This is a genomic window from Nocardia gipuzkoensis, assembly GCF_021183645.1.
Lineage (GTDB): Bacteria > Actinomycetota > Actinomycetes > Mycobacteriales > Mycobacteriaceae > Nocardia > Nocardia abscessus.
This window is the reverse complement of the sequence record NZ_CP089225.1, coordinates 2,662,103-2,684,206: the sequence shown is the minus strand read 5'-3', so window position 1 is coordinate 2,684,206 and position 22,104 is coordinate 2,662,103. Positions and strand designations below refer to the sequence as shown.

Here is a 22,104-nt window from a genome sequence, read left to right as displayed (position 1 = left end):
GTCGCGCGACCCCCGCCGCTCTGTGCGCGCCCGTTCCTCGCTGCGTCTCACCCGCTGTGGGTGAGGCACGCCCCTGTCCTAGTGATCGAGGAGGCTTGTCGTGTCGTTTGTTGATGATCCCGGCCGATTCATCGCCGAGGCGTTGGCCAGGTTGCCGGAACCGCCACACCGGTCACTGGTGGTGATGACATTGCGGGAACCGGCGTCCGGGCCGGACGGGTATGTCGGAGTGGAACGCATCCGCCACGAAGACCTGGACAGGACCTGCCAGTACCTGGCCACCAGTCCGATCCTGGCCTGCACCCGCCGCTGGTGCGCCCAGCACCGCCCGGACGCCGTCACCGTGGTCGTGGTCGTTGTCGACGGCCCGACCCCCGGCACACCGTTTCCCCGCGACGAATACCGCGAGCTCGTAGCCCAGTTCCGCGATCAACTCCTCGAACTGGGAGTCGGGGCGTTCGCGGCGTGGGCAGTAACCGACCGCGACCCTGGCCACCCGTGGGCGAGCCTGTTCGGCAGCGCGCACGGCCTGCTGCCCTACGCCCCACCACGCGACGACAGCGTCGAGAACCTTCCACACGACCTCGCGCCAGATGCCGAGCTGGCTGCCGAGGTCGCGGCGCTGGTGACGGTGCGTGGCGGCGATCGTGAGCTGTCGCGGGAACGGCTGCGGCTGGCCCTGATGCAGGTGAAGGCGGTCCGCGCCGAGGGTGTGCTGTCGGCCGCGGAGGTCGCCGAACTCGCCGACGCACTCACCGACGGCCTGGTCCGCGACAGCCTGTATGCCTTCGCCGTCAGCGCGAAAGGATCACGCGGACATCGGTTGTGGGCGCTGCTGGTGCGGGCGCTGCCCTCACCACACCGCACCGCAGCGGCGATGCTGTGCGCGGTCACCGCCTATGTCCACGGCGACCGTGACCGGGCCGGTGCGGCGATCGGAATCGCAGTCTCCGATGACCCCCACAACCCGACAGTGCAGGCGGTGGCCGCCGGAATCCACCGCACCGTCCCGGTCGCGCTGTTCCGCGCCGCTCTGAGTGCCGGGCGCGCCAACGCCGCTCACCTCGGCATCGACATCGACATCGACTGAACCCCGCACCGCATCGACCCCATGGAGGTTGTATGAATCCCGCCGCACCGCAAGCCCTCTCGCGCCGGCTGGCGTGGGCGATTCTGGCTCGCGCCGCGCTGACCGCCGCGCCGGTGGTGCGTGAGCTGATGCGCACGCTCGAGGTCGAGGAGGCCGCCGCCCGGCTGGCCACTGGCGATGTCGCGGCGGCTGTCCCGCGTGACCTGCGTGGTCAGGCTGCCCAGGATCTCGACCGCGCCGACGAGCTCGGCGTTCGGCTGGTCACTCGCGATGACGCCGAGTGGTGGCATAGGGCAGTGGCCGACCTCGACGCGCCCGGCGTGGCCGCAGGGAGCCCGGTGGCGTTGTGGATGCGCGGCGCACCGCGGCACAGTCCGCTGTCGCAGTTCACCGTCGCGGTCGTCGGTTGCCGCGCGGCCTCCGAATACGGGGTGCACGTCACCCATGACCTCGCCGGTGATCTGGCCGAGCGTGGCTGGACGGTCATCAGCGGCGGTGCGTTCGGTATCGACGCCGCCGCCCATCGTGCGGCACTCAATCGTAGTGGTCGCACGATCGCGGTGGTCGCGACCGGGTTGGGTCGCGCCTACCCGGTCGCGCATCGTGAGCTGTTCGACCGGATCGCCGAGTCCGGGTTGCTCATCTCGGAGTACCCGCCTGACACTCCGGCGGCCAAACACCAGTTCCTGCAACGCAACCGGCTGGTGGCCGCGCTGGCGCGGGCGCTGGTCATCCCGGAATCCGCAATCCGTGGCGGCACCCGCAATACCGCCAGCTGGGCGCGCCGGCTCAACCGCCCGGTATTCGCGATTCCTGGTCCTATCTACTCCACAGCATCGAGGGGCTGCCACGACCTGATCCGTGACGGTCACGCCCGCCTGGTCACCGATGCCCACCAGGTCATCGACGACCTCCACGCCGACCCCGCCACGCGCGGCTGACTAAGGGGGCATCCGCGGGCTGTCACCACGTAACCGCCCGCAGGCATCGCTGACCTGGCGGCAGCACTTTGTGTCCGTATTCGACCCACCCCGCTCCGGCGGCGTTCAGTCCGCCCCACCGATCTCAGGAGGTTTGTTCATGTCCGCGTCCAGCCTTGCCGTGCAGTCCCTTGCTCGTGGCGACTACGAGCGTCTCGAACATCTCGGCTACGCCGGAGCCACGCCCGCCATCACTGACTCGGCGGTGCTGGATCGCTGGCGCGGCGACTACCCCGGCTGGCGTGGCCGCTACTGGGCGTTCCTCGACGACGAGCACGGCGTGCTACGCCTGCGCCCGATCAACCTCGCTCGCCAAACCGCTCAGCGAGCCGCCTGACCTCTCATGCGCGCGGGCGCTCGCCCGTGTCCTGTTGCCCCCGTTTCCGTCTTCCGGCGCGGCGGCCTCACCCGTAGCCGGTGAGGTCGCCGCGCCGCTTGTCGTGAGGAGCCGTGTTGACTACTTCCACCCTGACCGCCGTTGCCGACCCGGCCACCGATCCCGGTCCTGACACCGACCCGGTGGCCGTCGAGGAAACCGTGCCTGCCGCGCAGCCCGCCCCCGTGGTCGAGGAGCCCACCGTCATCGAAGACATGCCGGTGCCGGATCTGCCCGAGGCCAAGGCGGAGTACCTGGATCCGGCAGAGTTGGTGATCGCCGAAAATGTCCGCAAGAGTTTCGATCTCACCGCGCACCCGGAGGAAGCGGCGTCGTTCCGGGAGTTCGGTGTCTGCAACCCGATCCGTGCCGAACGTGAGCCCGACGGCTCCGTTCATGTTGTCGACGGGCAGATCCGCACGCTGATCGCCCGGGAGGTCGGGTTGGCGCGGGTGCCGGTGTGGGTCATCGACGCCCCCACCGACGTCGACGCGAAGGAGCGGCGGATCGCGCGGACGTTGACCCAGATCAACCTCAACGACCGCCGTATCCCGCTCACCGACGCCGACCGCGCCACCGGCATCGCGTTGATGCTCGACCTCGGAGCGTCCGCGACCCGGGTCGCGAAAGGGTTGCAGCGCAAGCGGTCGGAGATTCAGAAGACCGCCGCGGTCGGTGCCTCCGACACGGCCAAGCGGCTGCTGGAGCAGCGCCAGTACGGCCTCGATCAGCTCGCGGTGATCGCCCACTACGAGAACCTCGGCGACACCGACGCGGTGCAGCGCTTGGCGACGGCGGGCCGGTGGAGCTTCGCCTCCACCGCGAAGAGGATCGAGCACGACCGCGCCGAAACCCGAGCCCGCCTCCACGAATCGCTTCTCTACGGCGCGTACGGGTTCGGGATCCTCACCACCGAACCCGATACCAGCGAGCCGGACGCGGCCTACATTCCGGCCAGCGAGCTGGTCACCACTGCCGGTGAGCCGGTCAGCGAGGAGTCGATCTACGCCGACCCGGCCCGGTGGGTGGTGTATCTCGAGGTGCAGGAGAACGGACTGCTGGTGGACAGGGACACCGGCGCGATCGTCGACGCGGGCACTGTCGACTGGAGCACTCGCGGCGACTTGTCCGCCGAACCCGCCGACGGGCGGGTGCATGCCGAGCGGGTGCAGTGGCGCGACCGCTGGATCCCGTCCTACTTCCTGCCCACCAGCGCGCTGGTCGACAGCGGCCTGCAGCAGATCGTCCCCGACACTGGTGACGACTCCGAAGAAGCCGCCGCGAAGGCGGCGGCTGAGCGGGAGCAGGCGCGCCAGGACCGGCGGCGGGTGATCGAGCTGAACAAGCGCGGGGATGCGGCCAACGCGCGGCGGCAGGAGTTCCTGCCGCGTCTGCTGGCCGGGCGCACCCCGCCGAGGCAGGCGGCGGCGTTCGTCGCCGAATCCATGGCCCACACCCTGGATCCGGCCGATCTGCGGAAGGTGACCACGCTGCTCGGTATCGGGGGTTCCACGCAGCAGCTGGTCGACGCGATCCACGCCGCGACACCGTCGCGGGCGTGGATGATCGTGCTCGCCATGCAGATCGCCGCCGCCGAGGCACCGATCGGCAAAAGCTTCTGGCGCGACAGCTCCGCGGCCACGAAACGGTATCTGCATTTTCTCGCCGAGGCCGCAGCCGGAACCGAGCTGGACTTCGCGCTGCTCGATGTCGAACAGGCAGCCGCCGGAGACATCGACTATCACGACATCGACCTCGCCTCCTGACACCACCACATCCGATTCGCCAGGACAGGTGAGGCGATCCGGCTGTCGGTGCTGCCACCGAGGCCACTACCTCGGTGGCAGCACGATCCCCGATTCATCCCCATCTGTCCACATCTTGTGAAGGAGCATGCTCATGGCCGGAGACACCCCGCTGACTGTGATCGGGAACCTGACTGCCGATCCGGAGTTGAGGTTCACCCCCGTTTCCCGTGGGTTCACGAATTCCGAAGTGCCTGTTGCGCAGAACTGAAGCGTGCACTGCCTCCTACGAGGCTATCTGACCCGCGAGTTCTGGAACCCGCGGGCGTTACTCAAATCTCCTGCCGCCCTGGGCAACCGGGAAGCACACTGTCCACTACGATCTTTGGAGGATCATCATGTCCGGAGACACGGTCATTACTGTCAAAGGCAATCTGACAACCGCGCCAGAGCTGAGATTCACTCCCGCAGGCGTGGCAGTGGCAAATTTCACCGTCGCTTCGACTCCTCGCGTGTTCGACCGTAACACCAACGAATGGAAAGACGCCGAAGCACTCTTCTTGCGTTGCAACATCTGGCGAGAGGCCGCAGAAAACGCCGCAGAAAGCCTGGAACGGGGCTCGCGTGTGATCGTGAGCGGAAGATTGAAGCAACGGTCCTATGAAACCCGCGAGGGTGAGAAGCGCCAGGTTGTGGAGCTCGAGGTCGACGAGGTGGGCCCCTCGCTGCGCTATGCGACGGCGAAAGTCACCAGGGTCAACCGTAATGGCCATGGAAACCGAAGCAACGGTAACTCCAACGGTTTCACCAGCAATGCCGCAGACGATCCCTGGGGTAGCACTTTCGCCGGTGAGTCAGCGTTCGCGGCCCCGAACGCTGGAGCAGCCGACAACGCGCCGAACTTCTAATCGGCGTCGCGGTGCCGCTTTAGCCTGCTAGTACCGCGTCCAGATGGGTTGGTGCGGTTATCGGGGAGCCGGTGTCGATAATCGCGAAGCTGATGCAGGTGTCGGAATCGTATGTGCGGGCACCTGATTCACGACTTCAACGAGAAGGTGTTCGACGCACTGGCCCAAAATGGAGCGCAATCTATCGCCTGGGCTGCGGGGAATACAACTCATTCATGCTGCCGGGGGCGTGACTCGTCCTCCGGTTGGGCGATCTTCAACCAGGCACCCATCTCGTTCTGCTCGATCTCGGTCACCGCTTTGGCTAGAACCTCCTCGCGTGTGTCGCTGTTGTAGGGGTGCGCGCCCGTCCGGAAAAGGCGGCGTTGTGCTTCCACCGCCTCGCGAGCTTGGTTGAAGCGCAGATAGTCGTCATGCCAATGAAACGACGACCGCAAACCTGTGACGACGACGACCACCGCGCCGAGAACCGCGGGTACGGCGGTGTTTCCATCGATCAACACCGCAGACACCGGTATCGCGGCTGAGCACACCAACTGCAGGACTTCCGTCAGCCGATGGTAACGCCGCGCCTTGATCGCAGCACGGCGATACCACTCGTACGACGAGTTCGCCAGTTCCAGAGCGTACGACACATCCGTAGCATCGCTCGTCATCCAACCTCCCGCCCCGCGATCAAAACGCCGAGTTCTCCGCGAACTCCACGATCCAGCTACCCGATTTCCTACCGAAGGTTGCTAACTAAGTCGTCCTCAACGGCGACCAGCTCGGCGATCTTGGTGGCAATGTCTGCCATCGAATCATCCGCCGTGCTCAGCCCGTTTCGGGATGCAAGCAAGGGGCTGATCTTTCGGAGCTCCTCGAAGGTCGTCTCGTGCACGACAGGAATCAACACATCGCGTGCAAGCAGCTCCGAGAGCTCCTTGTCCGAGACGCCCCCGCCTTCGACGCGCTTCAGCAGCGCAGGGGTGACCAGAACGAGACCCGTACGAGACTTCGCCAGGCCCCTGTCGATCTCCCGCATGAACGGCAGGCCGAGCGCAATGTCCTTCCCGCTGAACCAGACAGACACGCCCCTGGCTACGAGCAACTCGCGCAACTCCGTAGGAGCACCGAGCCGATCATCCCACGCATGGCAAAGGAAAACGTCGCGAAGATCGGGCTCCTGACGCGCCCGCAACTCGACCGTGCGGCGAACTGGAGTCAACGCCCGAACCTCGGCAGGCGTGTAGGTCACGGAGGAGGTGCTCGGCGACCAACGCGGGCGCACCCTGCCGCTGATGGACCCGCTCCCACTGCCCGCGCCGCCCGCGCCGCTGCTCCGCGGCGTATAGGCCGGCGACGAGTAGTAGGGCTGAGGTGATGAGTAACCGTAGCGTCGGCCGCCGCATGCAGGGCACGCTGCGCGTCCGCTGGCGGTCCGATGGCCCCGGACCGGGGCAGTGCATGAACTCACGGTCATATGATAGTCGGCCTCGGTCCGGCCGGGGCGATCCGAACGACCCGACACACGCCTTACGGCTCCGTGACCGCTCACCATCGGCGTGACTCGTCAGCGGCGGCTCGTTCGCCGACGGTAACTCCACGCTACATTTGGGTCCAGTGCGTCGAACACCTTCTCGTTGAAGTCGTGAATCAGTTGCCGTACATAAGATTCTGACATCTGCATCAACTTCGCGACTGTCGACACCGGCTGATGCACAGCCGAGGCCATCACCGCGATCGCCGCCGGACCGGCTGCTTACTACGCCGCGCGATCCGAGCCAGCTCGCGGCTCTCCTCCGAGGACGCCGCTCTTCCGGCTTGTGAGCCACCGGCACCACCTCCACTGGCAACATCACCGGTCGCCGGTCCACGGATCAGCCCGCGGCCCCGACTGCCACACCAACCTTCCCGGCACGGCACTAGACGGCGGGGTGAGGGCGGTCAGCCGCGGCTCCATCGCCGTCGGACCGCAGCAGAGCCTGGCGGTTGAGAACGTCGGTATAGCGTTCGGCGCCTCTGACACTGAGCCCGAACAGGTCACACAGTCGGCGGATATCGCCGCCGGTGGCGATGGCCTCGTAGAGGATCCGGTCCTCACGAATGGCTTGACAAGCCATGCCGAGAGTCGTGTTGATCCACACGTTGCTCACCGATCCTGTTCGCACACCGGACTTCAGATTGATCAGAAGATGGGGGTTCACGGTCTCGGGCCATCGTCGAGTGCGATAGTCGAGCCACGCCGACAGTCGCTGCCGCACCGGTGGCGCGAGCAACACAGTTCGATCCGGCAGATGCAGGCGTCCGTCGCGGACATCGGTCAGCAACAGTGATCGAAGTTGGGCACTGCGAAGTGCGTGGAATCCGACGAGTCCGGCGATAACCGCGCGAGCCGGGTTCTCGGAGATCAGGGCTTCTTGCAGCCCGGCCACGGGGACCGGTAGTGGCACACGGGTTTCCGGTCGGCCGGTGCGAAAGTGCGTCGTCGGGTTGGAGAACACCATGCGCCGGGCTTTGAGCACCCGAAACAGCGACCGCAGCGACTGCCCGACCAGCGAACGTGGCGTGCCGCTGGCGGGTAGCGCTTGCTTGATGTGGTCACGGGTTATCTCCCGCAGCGTCTCGTGTCCGGCAGCAGCCCAGCCACGCACTGCCGGCATGGCGTGGTAGATCTGGCCGCGCACGGTGCCTTCTGCGCGAGGCTTGGACCGCGGTGGCGTGGTGCTGCCCCGGCGCAGGATCTCGAACCAGGTGGACAGTTCGTTGCGCATCTGTTCGGGAAGGCCTTCGAGCTGGCGGGTGAACCACGCGACAACGCTGGGTTCCCGGTTGTCCTCGAGCAAGCCTGCTGTCGCGAGGATCTCCCGGATCGGTTGCAGCGCAAGTGAAATCTGGTCGAGCTGAGCGACCTCGCTGGCGGTGATCCTCGCACCGGGAGTGTCTTGCAACGACAGCAGGATCCGGATTCCCTTGCGGGCGTCGACCAACCTGGATTTGCTCCACCCGTGCCTGCGGGCATGCTCGCACGCGACCTCGTCGAGCTGCTGAGCAATCCCCGCATCAGGCGGATCGGCGAACCCGCACTCATGTCCTCGCACCAAGTCTCGCGGCAGATCCACCACGGTCAGTTGCCGGTAAGCGACTGGAAGGTCGACATGGCTCCGCCGGTCGCGGGTGATCGGGCGAGCCGGTCGACGTTTCTCCCGGAACAGATCCACCAGGAACAACTGCTGGCCGTGACGGTTCGCGTCCAGCACGCTCGGCCCAATGCCGTGGGGGCGTTTGCCCGCCACCTGCCGCCAGCACAATCGGCAGAACCCCTCAGCGTTCACGGCGATCACGCGACGACACGAGCCACACGGCGTCGCAACCGGGAATCGTCGCCGCAACCCGCGGCAGGCCTCACATAACCAGGTCGTATGGCGTGTGACCCCCCAGCCGAGGCAATCTCGGCAGCTGTCGACCACCTGCGGGGCGAACCGATGGCAGCGCTGGCACAACCCGCCGGAGTAGTAGTCGTGGCTCGACCCGCATTTGCGACACGGCAGCGGCACGAAAGGCCCACCGGGCATGCAGTGATAGCAGTGCTGGTCTTGGGGCGTGGCGACGGGACGGTCCAGGCAGCCGATACAGGTTCGGGGCGCTGTCATGCCGGTGGCAGGGTCCGGTTACGTCCGAGGCGTGGAGTGATCGTCGCTACGCCCGTACTGTTGTCGGCTGCCTTGCGCGGTCGACGGGCGGCGACCTTGTCCGGTTCGCGGATCAGCAGATCATTTGCCTCACAACCCAACACTTGGCAGATCACATCGAGGTCGTCGAGCCGGATCGTGGTCGGAGTGCCAGTCCACAGCGCCGACATCTTCCCAGCGCTGATCTCCAAGCCGGCCTCGGCCAGTCGGCGCCGCAACTCCGTCGATTTCCAGATACCTTGCTCGGCAGCTTTCATTCGCATGTTCCAGCGCATGCGCTCACTCCGTTCCGGTGATCAGTCGGGCAGCAACACGATCGTTGGCACTGGCCCAGGCGGTCTCGACGTGATCGTCATGGACATGGATATATCGGGTCGTCGTGGACAACCACGCGTGGCCGAGCAGTTCCCCGATGGCCTTCAAATCCATACCGCGCGAATACAACGACGATGCGCAGAAGTGCCGCAGGCCATGAGGAGTCAACCGGCCCTCCCACTCGGGCAGCCACAGACTCACCGCCCCAGCCAGTCCGCTACGCAACCCGTCGTCACCGACACGAAGGCAACGACCACTCTGGCGGTCCCGACGCTCGCTGGGCAGCAACGGCGCATCCGGATCCATCCAGTCATCGCCGAACTGATGTCGAATGTCGGTCAGCCACCACTCCAGCAGATCACCGGAGGAGTTGATCGTCGGCACCAGCCTCGGTTTGGGCCCGCGCCCCATACTGCCCTTGCCGAATCGAACATGCAGCTTACCGTGCTGCCCCAAATCCTGCCGCCAGTCACGGATATCGAGACCGACCGTCTCACTGATCCGCAAACCGACTCGACGCCACAACGACGCAGCCAGATAGTCACGAGCAGCCGGCAGGAACTTCCTCGCCTCCGGCAACGCCTCACGCCACCGACGGAACAACGCGTCCACCTCATCCTCAGTCGGCGGCACACGAATCACGCCGCCGTAATCAGCCTTGGCCGGACGGTTGAACTCATCCACGGGCTGAACCACCACATGACCGGTCAGCGAATGAATCTCACCCTGATAGCGGCTGATCAGGAACTCGAAGAACCGGGCCACAGTCCCAGCCTTGCTATGCACGGTGCTCCGGGCCCGTTCCCGACGCTGCTGCTCCAGAAACCGATCCGCGTCCTGCGGTTGAGCCGTCCACACATACCGGCCAAGGAACCTGATGAACGCAAAGATCACCGAACGCTCCTGCGCGATATGGTCATCGGTCACTCCGGCGGCCGCGAACGCCAACGCGTATTGATCCACGAGCTCCTGTTCGAAGTCATTGAGCTCCTGCGGCAACACCAACCGCCGCACCGCTACCGACGAACGAACCGCAGCAAGCCTCACCACCCCGCCACCGCGGGTTCACTGGCCAAGATCATCGGTCATAGATACCAGAGAACCTTCAGGAATTCCGACAAACCGTCGAACTTCGATCTAGCGCAAACGAACCCGCGCTGGCCTGGACGATCACCTGAGCAGGGAAGGTAGGACGCCAAGGAACCCGCGGCAGTTGCGATAGCTGGTCACGCGGTCGTGAATTTCACTGTCGCGTCCACCCCGCGGTATTTCGATCGCAACGCCAACGAGTGGAAAGACGCCGAGGCGCTGTTCCTGCCGTGCAGCATCTGGCGCGAAGCCGCGGAGAACGTCGCGGAGTCGTTGACCCGGGGTGCGCGGGTGATCGTGTCCGGGCGGTTGCGGCAGCGCAGCTGGCAGACCGCCGAGGGTGACAAGCGCAGCCGGGTCGAACTCGAGGTCGAGGAGATCGGGCCGTCGCTGCGATACGCCACCGCGAAAGTCAACCGCATCACCCGTTCCGGCAGCGGAAGCACGGGCGGCTTCGGCGGAGACCGGTCGCGCTCCCGCGAGCTGGTCGGTGCCGCCACCTCCACCGGCAGTGGTGGTGACGCGTGGTCGGCGGACTCGTGGGCGGTCACGGGCGCGGGGTCGTTCGGCGAGGCATCGGGCGACGAGCCGACGTTCTGAACTGAAGCCTGAAGGGAAGGTCCGGGGGGGCCGGGGTGTTCGTCTGGCCGGTCGCCCCGCCTTCCTGAGGGCTACCAGGGTGGCGCCCGCCGCGGCTGCGGGCCCGCGCCCGGATCGTGAACGAATTCCCCACTCGCGCGGCGTCCGCCGGCCACGCACGGCTCGCGTGGTTGTGCGCAGGGGAATTCGTTCCCGCCCGCAGTGGGCGCGTTCCCTCCGCCGCGTCGCTCACCACCCTGGCCGATCGCCCTCAGGCGGGTCGCCCGACCAGCCGCCCACCCCTCGTGTCGCAGAAGGCGCGCATCGCGGGGTGGGTCCTTTCCCTTTCGCGAGACAGGACATTTCGTCATGACCGAACGCAGTGCCTTCCTCGACGCCATCACCCACATCGAATACCTGTTCACCACCGACCCGCGCGCGGCCCGCCGCGCTTTCCCGGCCGTGCTCGAGCTGGCGACACCCGAGGACCGCGCGTTCCTCACCGGCCTGGCCGACACCTTCACCCGCTACGACTTCGCCACCGCGCAGCGTCGCCTCGACGCAGTCTGGAAATACCACCCCGAGCACCGCGACCGCATCAGCGTCTGCGCGCCGGACACCGATCCCGGCCTGCACCACCGCGGTCTGCCCGAGATGTTCGAGATCTCCCTCGCCGCCGCCGAGCTGCCGCCGATTCCGGTGCGCGAGCGCTACCGGCCCATCATCACCCGCGCCACGCCGACCCGGCGGGTCGACACCGTACGCCTCGACCCCGCCCGCATCGCCGCACGAGCGGCGGCGCGCACTGTCCTCGTCGGTGACCACCGCGGCCCCGTCCTCACCCGCGACCACCTGCACGACGCACTCAGCACCGACTACGCCCACACCCTGCTGTTCACCGACCTCGGTGTGATCGACCCCGACGACCCGCTCACCACCGCTGCGGTGGAGCCCGTGGATCCCGACACGCGGGTCCGCTACCCAGACCAGCCGCGCGACGCCGAGGAAGCCGCGCTCCTGTGGGACCGTGTCTACCTCGCCTACGTCGCCGGACAGTACGACGACGAGCTGCGCGCCGCCTGGGACGAACAGCGGTTCCGCGCAGCCGAACGCACCGACCGCGACTACGAGTCCTCCCTCGCCCAGCTCGCCCGCGACTACCTCGACGCCGCCGACCACCACGAAGTCGAGCCCCGCCGACGCGCCCCGCGCGGGCCGCGTCGGCGGCGCAGCCGCATCAGCGAGGAGGAACGCTTCGCCTTCGCCGCCGCCCGCACCACCCTGCGGGTACGCGACGATGTCCGGCCCGAAATCCCTGACCAGGGCAACGGGTTGGACTACGACCACGCCGCGATGGTCGCGGTCACCGGGTGGCGGTGCGTGTCCTGCTTCATCGAACGCGCCATGACCGACCAGCGCCCGACCCACGCCCGCGACGGCCGCCTCGTCTCCGACGACGGGCTGTGCGACCTCTGCCGCGCGGACAACCGGCCCGGCATCCCGCCGCTGCCCGAGCAGTTCACCCTCGAACAGTTCGTGTTGTCGCGGTGTGAGTTCCTCGCCGCCGCCTACCCGCGCGCCGCGCACGGAATCCTCACCGAGGTGTGGCATCGCGCCGCACCACACCCGATCTGCCGGATCATCACCCGCTTCCTCCACCAGCACCCCGAGCTGGCCCCCGCCTCCGCGTCCACGCCCGCTCCGTTGCGGCGGACCGCCACCGGACCGGCGCGCCGCGCCTCGCGGCGGCGACCGCAGTTGGGTGCCGACCAGCGCCACGGCCGCTGCGACGGCTGCACCCAGCTGACCGTCATCCACACCGACGGCTACTGCACCACCTGCCGCATCCAACTCGGCATCACCCCACACCGCACCCGCGCCCGCGCGGCCTGACCCGACATCTCACTTCCCCCTGATCACCGGTCCGCCGTGGCTGCCTCGCGCCCACGGCGGACCGGCCTACCAGACAGGAGTCAACAACCCCATGTACCGCCGATTGGCGCGCCGCCTGCGCATCCACTTCCGCGACGTCACCTGGCAGCTCTACCTGCCGACGTGGCTTCGCCCGGCCGCCACGATCACGGTGTTCCTCAACGCCGACCGCCCCTCCACGCCCTACCGCTACCACAGAGGGGCACCGCTCGTAGCCGCTTACGAGTACACAGTCCCCGCCGCCAAAGTTTGGTCCGACCAGCTCATGCTCGACCGCGCCTTCGCCGCGTTCAACGGATACCCCAAGTTTCCCGACGACGACGCGCACGCCGACGCCTGGGCCGCCGCGGGGCATCGATCGCTCTCGGTGGGCGACGTCGTCGCGATCGACGACCGCCACTACGCATGTGAGTCGTTCGGATGGAGGCTCGTCACCGCCCCGCGCGCCTGAGAGTCCGCGCGACCGAAGCCCGAGGGCCGGGATCCCCATGGTCCCGGCCTTCACCAGCTTCCCACCCTCACAGGACCACCCTGCCGCCCACGCACATCCCCTCGCCCATCCACGCCCATCCCGCTTATCCACATCCATACACACGCCATCCTGCTCACTTCTACTACGCCCTCCACAGCTCACCTTCTCCCTCTTCTTCTCTCTTTTCTCAAGCAGACCTCTTGCATCGAGGGTAACGTTTTGGTAACGACCTGGGTTTTTGTTGAGTTTGACAGAAAAATAGTCAAATCCAGCCCTAGCGCTGAACGCTATTACGTGCCTTGATGGATGTATGACCGCGACGATTCATAAAGTCGTCGCAGGCAATGGCTTCCAGTACTACCTGCGAAATGTCGCCGCGTATGACGTCACGTCCCGCGGCCGGTCGAGTTTGGCCGATTACTACTCCGCTGAAGGTGAGTATCCGGGGCGTTGGTACGGCACAGGATTGACCGCGCTCGGCCTCACTGCCGGGGAGGAAGTGACCGAAGAACAGATGAAATCCCTGTTCGGACTGGGTCGCCACCCTAACGCCAAGCAGATCGAAACTGCGGTGTTCGACAAGCAGGTTTCGTTGGGCGCGAAGCTCAAAGATGCGACGCGCGCGGCCGATAAAGCGTCGCGTTTGGGTCACCCGTTTCGGGTTTATACGGAGCTGTCCGAGTTCCGAAAACGATGCAGGAAGGCATTCGAAGAACACAATTCATCGCACGGATCAGACCCGCACGCGCCTATTCCTGATGCGGAACGGGCGCGGGTTCGGACCCATGTCGCGTTCGATATGTTCACCGACGAGTACGGTCGCGCGCCGCAAGACGCGCGGGAGTTGTCGGGGTGGGTGGCGAAGAACTCGCGCCCGAACAGCACCGCCGTCGCGGGTTTCGACATCACCTTTTCGCCGGTGAAGTCGGTGTCGGTGCTGTGGGCACTCGCGCCACGGGGCATCGCGGAGAAGATCGAAGCCGCCCACCAGGCCGCGATCGATGACGCTCTCAAGTGGTTGGAGCGGCACGGGATCTTCACCCGGCTGGGTCGCAACGGAGTGCGCCAGGTCGATGTCGAGGGCATCGTCGCGGGGCGGTTCACCCACCGCGACTCCCGCGCCGGGGACCCGGACCTGCACACCCACGTCGTTATCCCCAACCGGGTTCGCACCCTGGACGGCAAGTGGCGCACCCTGGACGGCACGGCGATCTACCAGGCGCTGGTCACCGTTTCCGAGATCTACAACACCCGTCTGGAGCATCACCTCGACCGGCTCGTCGGCGTCGAGTTCACCGAACGCCCCACCGCCGATCCGTCCAAACGTCCGATCCGCGAAATCCACGGAATCCCGGGACAGTTGATCGAGGCATGGTCGCGGCGTGACACCGCGATCACCGTGCGGCTGGGCGAACTCGCCGCAGAATTCCAGCAGCGGTTCGGGCGTGAACCCATCCCCACCGAGATGTTCGACCTCGCTGAGCGCGCCACGCTGGAAACCCGCCCCGCCAAGCACGAACTACGCTCCCTGGCCGAGCAACGCGCGACCTGGCGCGCCGAGGCGATCGCGCTGCTCGGCAGCCGCGACGCACTCGCCCAGATGGTCTCCACGGCCTTGAACCCGCCCCGACTACCCCGGATCGCGCCTTCGCCGCAGTGGATTACGCGCACCGCTGATCGAGTGCTGGAGGTGGTGTCAGAGCATCGCACCACGTGGCGGGCCACCAATATTCGCGCCGAAGCCGAACGGCAGCTCCGCGGTCGCGTGCCGGCGACGGACTGGGAACAGGTCACCGAAGCCGTAGTCACCGAAGCGCTCTCGTCCCCGCACTCGATCGCACTCGGTGATCCCGACACCGCGGATGCGCCCGAACTCGGTGACGTGCCCGAAGTGCTGTGCCGCCGTGACGGCACCAGCGTCTACACCGCAGCGGGCTCGCAGCTGTACACCTCGACGCGGGTTCTGTCGGTGGAACAAGCGTTGATCGAGCTGTCGGTGCGGTCCGGCGCCCGCCAGCTCACGCCGCAGACGGTCACCGATGCGGTGCGCGCCTACAACACCGCGCATCCGGATCGGCCGCTCAACGCCGGGCAGGTCGGTGTGATCGACGGGTTCGCCACCTCCGGCTTGCGGGTGCACACCGCCAACGCCCCCGCCGGAACCGGGAAGACCACCGCTATGCGGGTGCTTGCCGACGCCTGGCACACCAGCGGCGGACACGTCCTCGGTTTGGCGCCCACCGCTGCGGCCGCCGCAGAACTGGGCATGTCGATCGGTGCCCGGGTGGAGACCGTCGACAAACTCCTCGACGTCCTCACCCGCCATACCCCGCATCCGGACAACCCCGCGTTCGAGCGGGACGCACCGCCCGCGTTGCCGGAATGGGTGCTGCAAATCGACGCCGACACGTTGGTGATCGTCGACGAGCACGTCAAACTCGGCAACCACAAACGCCTACGCCTACTGCAATTCTTGGCCCGACGCGGGGCGACGGTGCGGTGCATCGGCGACGATCACCAACTGCCCGCGATCGAAGCCGGCGGCGCCGACGCCGACATGCACGCCGCCGCCCCCGACCAAACCCTGACCCTGACCCACGTGGTGCGGTTCGCCTCCTCGGCGGAAGCGACCGCCAGTTTGCAACTACGGGAGGGCGATCCGGCCGCTTTGGGCTGGTATCTGGACAACGCACGCGTACACGGCGGCCATCACGGCGCGACCCATGACGGCGCCTACACCGCGTGGAGGACCGATCACCTCGCCGGGCGCCAGGCGATCATGCTGGCCGCCACCCACGAGGTCGTGACCCCATTGAATGCCCGCGCTCGCGCCGACCGGATCGCCCGCGCCAGCGCAGTGGTGGGAGCGGAATGCGCCCTCGCCGACGGGCTCGCCGCGTCGGTGGGTGACACGATCCGCACGCGCCGCAACAACCCTCGCCTGCGCCTGGGCGCGCACGATTGGGTGCGCAACGGCTACACCTGGACCGTCACCGCCGTGCACGACGACGGCAGTTTGACCGCCACACACCAGCTTTCCGGTCGCGGAGAACCGGGCGAAACTGTGCGGCTGCCCGCCGACTATGTCTCCGCGCATGTGCGTCTGGGGTACGCGGCGACGATCGATTCCGCGCAAGGAATCACCGCCGATACCTGTCATGTCGCGCTCACCGGAGGTGAATCCCGGCAACAGTTGTATGTCGCGATGACGCGCGGCGTGCACGCCAACCACGCCTACATCCCGACAGCGTTGGACGGCTCGGAGGGCTCGTTCTGGAGCGAACCAGCGGTCTTCCCACGCACCGCCGTAGAGGGCATGACACGCATTCTGGGCCGCGACGGCGCCCAGAAATCCGCACACACCCACCTGCGCGACGCACTCGACCCACACAACCGCATCGGCCGCGCGCTCGACATCTACCTCGACGCCATCGGTGTCGCGGCCGAACACGCGCTCGGCACAGAGGTGCTCGATCGCCTCGATCAAGCGGCCGAAGCGTTGCGTCCGCACCTGACCGACAGCCCCGCCTACCCCGTGCTGCGCCAACACCTGGCCACGATCGCCCTGTCCGGGCGCGATCCCGTCGCCGCCCTGCAAACCGCCGCTGGTGCCCGCGAACTCGACACCGCCGACGACATCGCCGCCGTCCTGGACTGGCGCCTGGATCCCACCGGCACCCACTCCACCGGCACCAGCCCCCTCCCCTGGGCACACGGCATCCCCCGCGGTCTGCTCGACGACCTCGACGCCACCCACCTGGGCGCCCGCGCCCGCATCGTCACCGACCTCGCCGCCCAGATCCGCACCGACATCCAGGCGTGGACTCCGAGTACCGCACCGCACTGGGCGCGTCCCCTCGTCGGCGCCGCCCCCGCCCTGCTCGGTGAACTGGTGGTCTGGCGCGCGAGCCTGCACGTCGACGACCGCGACATGCGACCCACCGGCCCGCCCCGCTACAGCAGCCTCGAACGCGAGCACCAGCAGCTGCTCGACACCCGAGTTACCGACACACTCGGAGACATCCATCGACCGGTCAACCGATGGGCGCCAACCCTCGAACGCCTCGATCGCCGGGTCGTGGCGGACCCGTACTGGCCCATCCTCGCCGACAAGATCGACGTCGCCGACCGCGCCGGCCTCGACATCGAAAACCTGCTCACCGAGGCCGCCGCCGGGCGGCCGCTGCCCGATGAGATGCCCGCGGCCGCGCTGTGGTCACGCCTGGAACTGGAACCCTCCGCCCTCGACACCGGGATCGGCCACCGCAATCTGCGCCCGGACTGGATCACCGACCTGCACACCGTGCTCGGTGATCAAGCCGCCGAGCGCGTCCTCACCGACCCGGCCTGGCCGCGCGTCGTCGCCGCCATCGACCGCGCCACCAGCACCGACTGGACACCACACCAACTACTGGCCACCGCCCACGAACTACTCCTCGCCGCCCAACCCGACCACGCCTCCGGCCTACGCGACGACCAACTCGCCAGTGCCCTGGCCTGGCGCATCGACGCCCTCCTCCACCACACCCCCACCCCAACCAACGACACCACCAGCAACCACGAACCCCGCCACACCACCATGTCCGAACCCACAAATGACCCTATCCGCCAGCGCAATTCCGACCCCGCGCCCGCCCGAAACGACCACCCAGCCGTCCCCGAAGCGGCACCAACTCCCAGTCCCGTCAGCGAGCCTGCAGCCGCTGACACACTCGGGACCGGGCTTCCCGAACGCCTCCGCACCGTGGCGCAGCTGATCCAGACCGGCCAAATCGCCGCCGCGATGGAAAGGTTTGCCGACCTCACCGATTTCGCGACCGACAAACAACGCGCCATCCTCACCGACATCACCGAAACGCTGTACCGCAACAGCTTCCCCGTCGCCCGCGCACGACTGCGCTGGGCCGCCGACCGCTACCCCCAGCATCGCGCGCTCATCGACGCCTGCACACCAGACACCGACCCGCACATCTACCAACCCGGCACCCGGCGTACCGAACCGGCGTATCAGCGCGAGCGACGCCACGAAGCCGCACGCGACCACCACCACTACATCAACCCTGCTGTGCGCCGCGAACCGCTCACCGACAAACAGATCGACGCCCGCCGCGCCGAACAGGACTATGTCGACACACGCTCCGATGTCGACGACCAGCCCTACGACCGCCGCATTCCCGACGGCGTCGTGCATCACTACTACCGGGAAGTGCTCCCCGACGACCGCCCGAAGAACCACACGCTGGACTACGACCTCGCCGCCGTCCCTGACACCCGCGGGCTCGGGTGCGTGGCCTGCGGTCTCGAACGCACCCTCACCGACAGTAGCCCCGTACCCCCACGCCGCGCCGACGACGGGCTGTGCGGCGAATGCCGCGACACGGGCGAACCAGGCATCCCCGACCACGATCCCGCCGACCACATCACCGCCCGCTGCACCCACATCACCAGCACCTACCCCGCACCCGCCGCCCTCGCGATGCTGCGCCGCGACTGGCGCGCCACCGGAAACCCGGCCCATCGCGCCGCGATCGAAGCCTGGATCCACGACCACCCGCCACTCCAAACCACCCACCCACGTACCAACGGCGCCACCACTGCCGACCCGGCCGACAATCCGCTGTTCGTGCTCACCGACGCACAACTCGACGAGCGCATCGACCAGCTCCACCAGAGCCTCGCACTCGCCGACACCGACACCTTCCTCTACGGCCCCGCCCAGCAACACAACCTCGACCACGAACACGACACCGACCAACGCATCCGCCGCCACACCGCAGCACAACAAGCCATCCACGACGCCCGCACCGCCGACGAACAACTCCACACCGCCGCGAAAGCCTTCCACGCCGTCGCGACCCAACTCACCGACGCACGCGCCGCCCTCGAAGCCACACCCCGCCACCGCCGCAGCCAACGACGCACACTCCAAACCCGAATCGACACCCTCGTCGGCGAACAAATCAACCGCAGCCGCGACCACAACACCGCACGCGATGACGCACGCCAAGCCAACCGCGAAGCCGTCCTGCTCGCCGGAACCGCGGACAACTGGGACAACCTTCTGCAGATTGATCCAGCAGAGGCTCTCGATTACCGCCCCGCCATCGACACGCGCGCCGACACCGAGGCCGAAGCTTGGACGCGCACAACGGACATCCATCGACAGCTCGATGAGTACCGCGCCGAACAACACCGGCGCCGCATCCTCGACCCGACTCAACTCGCGCGAGAACGACGACTTCGCCCACCTGCTCAGCCGACCGACGACATCGATCAAGAACTAACCAATGCACGGGCCGAACCTCATCAACAGCCCGATGACGACCTGGGTTTGTGAGATCCCGCGCGCAGGGCATCTTTTCAAACAAGCGGCGTGGGGCCCGGTAGCGGTCGATTAGACCGGTTCCTTCACTGGTGTGCCGGTATCGCCAGGCGCAATAATCACCCGGTGGGAATAACCCCTCGCTCATTCGAACCGCGCGCCACAGCGGAAGCACTGTTCGGTGCTGAACTTCGCGCTCGGCGGGTCGCTGCTGGGTTTTCGCTGCGGCAATTGGCACCACTGGTACTTGTCAGCCATGACCTGCTGGCGCGGATCGAGAAAGCGGAGCGGCGCCCGCAACCTGATCTGGTGGATCGTCTTGACGCTGTCCTGAAGACAGACGGCCAGTTGAGTCGTCTCGCTGCCCCGTTTGTCGAGCCTGCTCGCCTGTCGGCACGCCGCGTCGTGCTGGAGCCAGACTCAGCAGAGGTCGCACTTCGCGATCTCATCACGCGGGTGCGCGCAGCGGATCACACGATGGCCGCTGAACGCCTCGATGAGGTCGTCGCATACGCCGAGGCAGCAAAACCGGTCGTCTCACGGCTGAGTCATGCGCATCGCAGTTCCTTGCTACGCGTCATCGCTGAGGCTCACCAGCTGGTGGGTTGGATGCTGTTCGACCGCGGCAGTGTCGCGCTGGCCGACAAATCCTTCATTGCGGCCAAACGTGTCGCCGAGCAGGCCGGCGCATTGGACTTACTCGCGTTTATCGGGGGGCCGAACGCAGGCTTCATGAGCACGTGGACGGGCGATCCTGCACGCGGTGCCGAGCGAGCCTACGCGTCCCTTGCGTGGGCACGGCGAAGCGGTAACCGGCGCTTGAACGCATTCGTCTCGACGATGGCAGCGCGCGCTCACGCCAGGCTGGGCGAGGCTGACCTGTGCAGACAAATGCTGGCCACCGCTGAAGCCGAGTTGTCTCGACATCATCCGAGTGAGCCCGATCCTGTCTGGCTAGAGGTGTTCGATGATGCCGCTCTGGCTGGACATCGAGGATCAGCCCTTCTCGACCTCGGTCAACTCCAGCCCGCGATCAAATCGCTGCGCGAGCAGGATTCAGCCAGCCCAGCAGTCTTCGTGCGCAATCGAACTATCTGGCTGCTCGAACAAGCCGAAGCCCAGCTGCGGATCGGTGACCAGGAAGCCGCCGAATCGTCAGTCGAAGAGGCCATGAACGGGGTCGCCGCAGGTTCGGTCACGCCACGGGTCTTGCACATGTTTCGGTCTGCTGATCTGAAACTGCGCGCCTGTGACGGCACCTCGGTCACGAACGTAAAGGAACGCTTGGCGAGATTCATCGCGGAGTGCGGGTGAGCGGATAGGTGGCCCAACGCATCTCGACCCCGCCTGACGTTTGATCGATCTCTAGCAGCTCGCCCTGCAATCTGCCTTCCACAGCACGGAATCGCCCTGGCGCTTCTTCAATGAAACGAGTACGACCAGCGACGGGATCACTGACGAGCGTCGCATGTAGCCCGTCCCGCTCCCATCGCAGTATCACTTCATCAGCTTCCGACCACCAGCTACCGAGTACCGGTTGAATGTGCTGTGGGCAGGGCTGGGCCGGGTGCCAGGGCTGCGTCGGTTTCCGCTGTCGCGCTGCTGCGGCCATTTCCAAAACCTCCAGAGCGAGGTCTGCGACCTTGATTCCTCGGGTGACATTTGCCAAGACCACCACTGCGAGCTCGGCGCCACGGTCCAGCATCAGTGCGGACTGAAAGCCCGGCATCGCGCCGGTGTGTCCGGCGACGATCCGGCCATGTCGCCGCTCCAATATCAGGCCCAGCCCCCAACCCCTTGTCCAGCCAACCGTGTCCACCATGACCTGAAGCGTGTGCATCTTCTCCACTACCGCCACGGGTAACACGGTCGCGTCGCCTCCCCCCAGCACATGTCCCCAGCGAAGTAGATCATCTGGTGTGGACCACATCTGGCCCCCAACACCGATTGCAGCCTGATCCATAACCGGCTCGCGATGCACGGCATCAAGGTGCGGATCGAGCCTGTAGCCGACCACGGCATTCGACGGTGGAGTCCAGCTGGTTCGGCTCAGCCCGAGCGGGTTCAGCAAAGTTTCCGTGATCGAGGTGTCGCACGGTTGACCGGTAATTTCTTCGATGATCTGACCGAGGACGGCGTAGCCGAGATTCGAGTAATGCCAGCGCTCCCCCGGATCGGCAACTAGTTCGGCATGCTGGAACAACTCCCTGAGTTCAGTTCGTGACGGTCCCTGCATGCTCTGCCACATGTCGGTGGGCGCTTCGCGTTGTAAGCCACTGCTGTGGGACAGCAGCATGCGAACTGGAAGGCGACCAAAGGGTGTGCCCGGGAGATATCGACTCACCGGGCTATCCAAATGTAGCTCCGCCTGCTCGACGAGCACCAAGGCTAGCGCTGCGGTGAAAGTCTTCGTGATCGACCCGATGCGGTAGCTGCTCTCGCCAGTGGCGGAAATCGAATTCTCGACGTCTGCGTACCCGACAGAGGCGACAGCGAGCGGAACGCCCTCAACACCGACACCCACCGTCAGGCTTGGGACTCGCGCAGTGGACTGCACCTCGACTACACGTGCCGACAATGCCGCTTGGAAGTCGCTATCCATGAACTCCTCTCCCTCAAGCACAG

The 22,104-nt window shown here is 66.6% G+C and carries 15 protein-coding genes and 2 pseudogenes; 11 read left to right on the top strand and 6 right to left on the bottom strand.

All coding sequences use genetic code 11. The features are described from left to right. Nucleotides 1-100 precede the first annotated feature (100 nt). The 6 genes and pseudogenes from LTT66_RS12285 to LTT66_RS12260 all read left to right on the top strand — a co-directional run bounded on the left by LTT66_RS12285 (nucleotide 101) and on the right by LTT66_RS12260 (nucleotide 5,099). The gene (locus LTT66_RS12285; protein WP_233066932.1) at nucleotides 101-1,090 is read left to right on the top strand and encodes a DUF4192 family protein; all 990 of its coding nucleotides are present in this window, start codon (nucleotides 101-103) and stop codon (nucleotides 1,088-1,090) included. 32 nt (nucleotides 1,091-1,122) lie between these two features. Then, nucleotides 1,123-2,031: a DNA-processing protein DprA gene (gene dprA, locus LTT66_RS12280; RefSeq protein WP_233066930.1), complete on the top strand. Its 909-nt coding sequence runs from the start codon at nucleotides 1,123-1,125 to the stop codon at nucleotides 2,029-2,031. 139 nt (nucleotides 2,032-2,170) lie between these two features. Further along, complete coding sequence (locus LTT66_RS12275) at nucleotides 2,171-2,407, top strand: hypothetical protein (RefSeq protein WP_233066928.1); 237 nt, start codon at nucleotides 2,171-2,173, stop codon at nucleotides 2,405-2,407. A gap of 116 nt (nucleotides 2,408-2,523) precedes the next feature. Beyond that, nucleotides 2,524-4,212 carry a ParB/RepB/Spo0J family partition protein gene (locus LTT66_RS12270; RefSeq protein WP_233066926.1) on the top strand — a complete coding sequence of 563 codons (1,689 nt, stop codon included), beginning with the start codon at nucleotides 2,524-2,526 and terminating at the stop codon, nucleotides 4,210-4,212. Between the two features lie 133 nt (nucleotides 4,213-4,345). Then, nucleotides 4,346-4,444, top strand: a pseudogene (locus LTT66_RS37580) (single-stranded DNA-binding protein); the annotation flags it as partial. Between the two features lie 145 nt (nucleotides 4,445-4,589). After that, a complete protein-coding gene (locus tag LTT66_RS12260) occupies nucleotides 4,590-5,099 on the top strand; it encodes a single-stranded DNA-binding protein (RefSeq protein WP_233066924.1) in 510 nt (169 codons plus the stop codon). 209 nt (nucleotides 5,100-5,308) lie between these two features. Here the strand turns inward: LTT66_RS12260 and LTT66_RS12255 are convergent, their stop codons facing one another. The 5 genes from LTT66_RS12255 to LTT66_RS12235 form a co-directional block, all read right to left on the bottom strand. Then, a complete protein-coding gene (locus LTT66_RS12255; protein WP_233066922.1) occupies nucleotides 5,309-5,755 on the bottom strand; it encodes a DUF4231 domain-containing protein in 447 nt (148 codons plus the stop codon). A gap of 68 nt (nucleotides 5,756-5,823) precedes the next feature. Beyond that, the gene (locus LTT66_RS12250) at nucleotides 5,824-6,336 is read right to left on the bottom strand and encodes a toll/interleukin-1 receptor domain-containing protein (protein WP_233066920.1); all 513 of its coding nucleotides are present in this window, start codon (nucleotides 6,334-6,336) and stop codon (nucleotides 5,824-5,826) included. Between the two features lie 667 nt (nucleotides 6,337-7,003). Further along, the gene (locus tag LTT66_RS12245; RefSeq protein ID WP_233066917.1) at nucleotides 7,004-8,413 is read right to left on the bottom strand and encodes a hypothetical protein; all 1,410 of its coding nucleotides are present in this window, start codon (nucleotides 8,411-8,413) and stop codon (nucleotides 7,004-7,006) included. 314 nt (nucleotides 8,414-8,727) lie between these two features. Continuing rightward, nucleotides 8,728-9,045, bottom strand: a complete 318-nt coding sequence (locus LTT66_RS12240; protein WP_233066914.1) for a helix-turn-helix domain-containing protein — start codon at nucleotides 9,043-9,045, stop codon at nucleotides 8,728-8,730. 4 nt (nucleotides 9,046-9,049) lie between these two features. Next, nucleotides 9,050-10,087, bottom strand: a complete 1,038-nt coding sequence (locus LTT66_RS12235) for a tyrosine-type recombinase/integrase (protein ID WP_233069156.1) — start codon at nucleotides 10,085-10,087, stop codon at nucleotides 9,050-9,052. 219 nt (nucleotides 10,088-10,306) lie between these two features. Between LTT66_RS12235 and ssb the strand changes: the two are divergent. The 5 genes and pseudogenes from ssb to LTT66_RS12210 form a co-directional block, all read left to right on the top strand. Then, nucleotides 10,307-10,774, top strand: a pseudogene (gene ssb, locus LTT66_RS12230) (single-stranded DNA-binding protein); the annotation flags it as partial. Between the two features lie 348 nt (nucleotides 10,775-11,122). Beyond that, nucleotides 11,123-12,646: a hypothetical protein gene (locus LTT66_RS12225; RefSeq protein WP_233066911.1), complete on the top strand. Its 1,524-nt coding sequence runs from the start codon at nucleotides 11,123-11,125 to the stop codon at nucleotides 12,644-12,646. 91 nt (nucleotides 12,647-12,737) lie between these two features. Beyond that, on the top strand, nucleotides 12,738-13,136 hold the full coding sequence (locus LTT66_RS12220) for a hypothetical protein (RefSeq protein WP_233066909.1): 399 nt from the start codon (nucleotides 12,738-12,740) through the stop codon (nucleotides 13,134-13,136). Nucleotides 13,137-13,467: 331 nt separating this feature from the next. Further along, nucleotides 13,468-19,494, top strand: coding sequence for a MobF family relaxase (mobF, locus tag LTT66_RS12215; protein ID WP_233066906.1), 6,027 nt, complete (start codon nucleotides 13,468-13,470; stop codon nucleotides 19,492-19,494). Between the two features lie 216 nt (nucleotides 19,495-19,710). Further along, a complete protein-coding gene (locus tag LTT66_RS12210) occupies nucleotides 19,711-20,793 on the top strand; it encodes a hypothetical protein (protein WP_233066904.1) in 1,083 nt (360 codons plus the stop codon). Here LTT66_RS12210 and LTT66_RS12205 read toward each other — a convergent pair. Continuing rightward, nucleotides 20,774-22,081: a serine hydrolase domain-containing protein gene (locus LTT66_RS12205; protein WP_233066902.1), complete on the bottom strand. Its 1,308-nt coding sequence runs from the start codon at nucleotides 22,079-22,081 to the stop codon at nucleotides 20,774-20,776. The two genes, LTT66_RS12210 and LTT66_RS12205, sit on opposite strands and share 20 nt — an antisense overlap. Nucleotides 22,082-22,104: the final 23 nt, after the last annotated feature.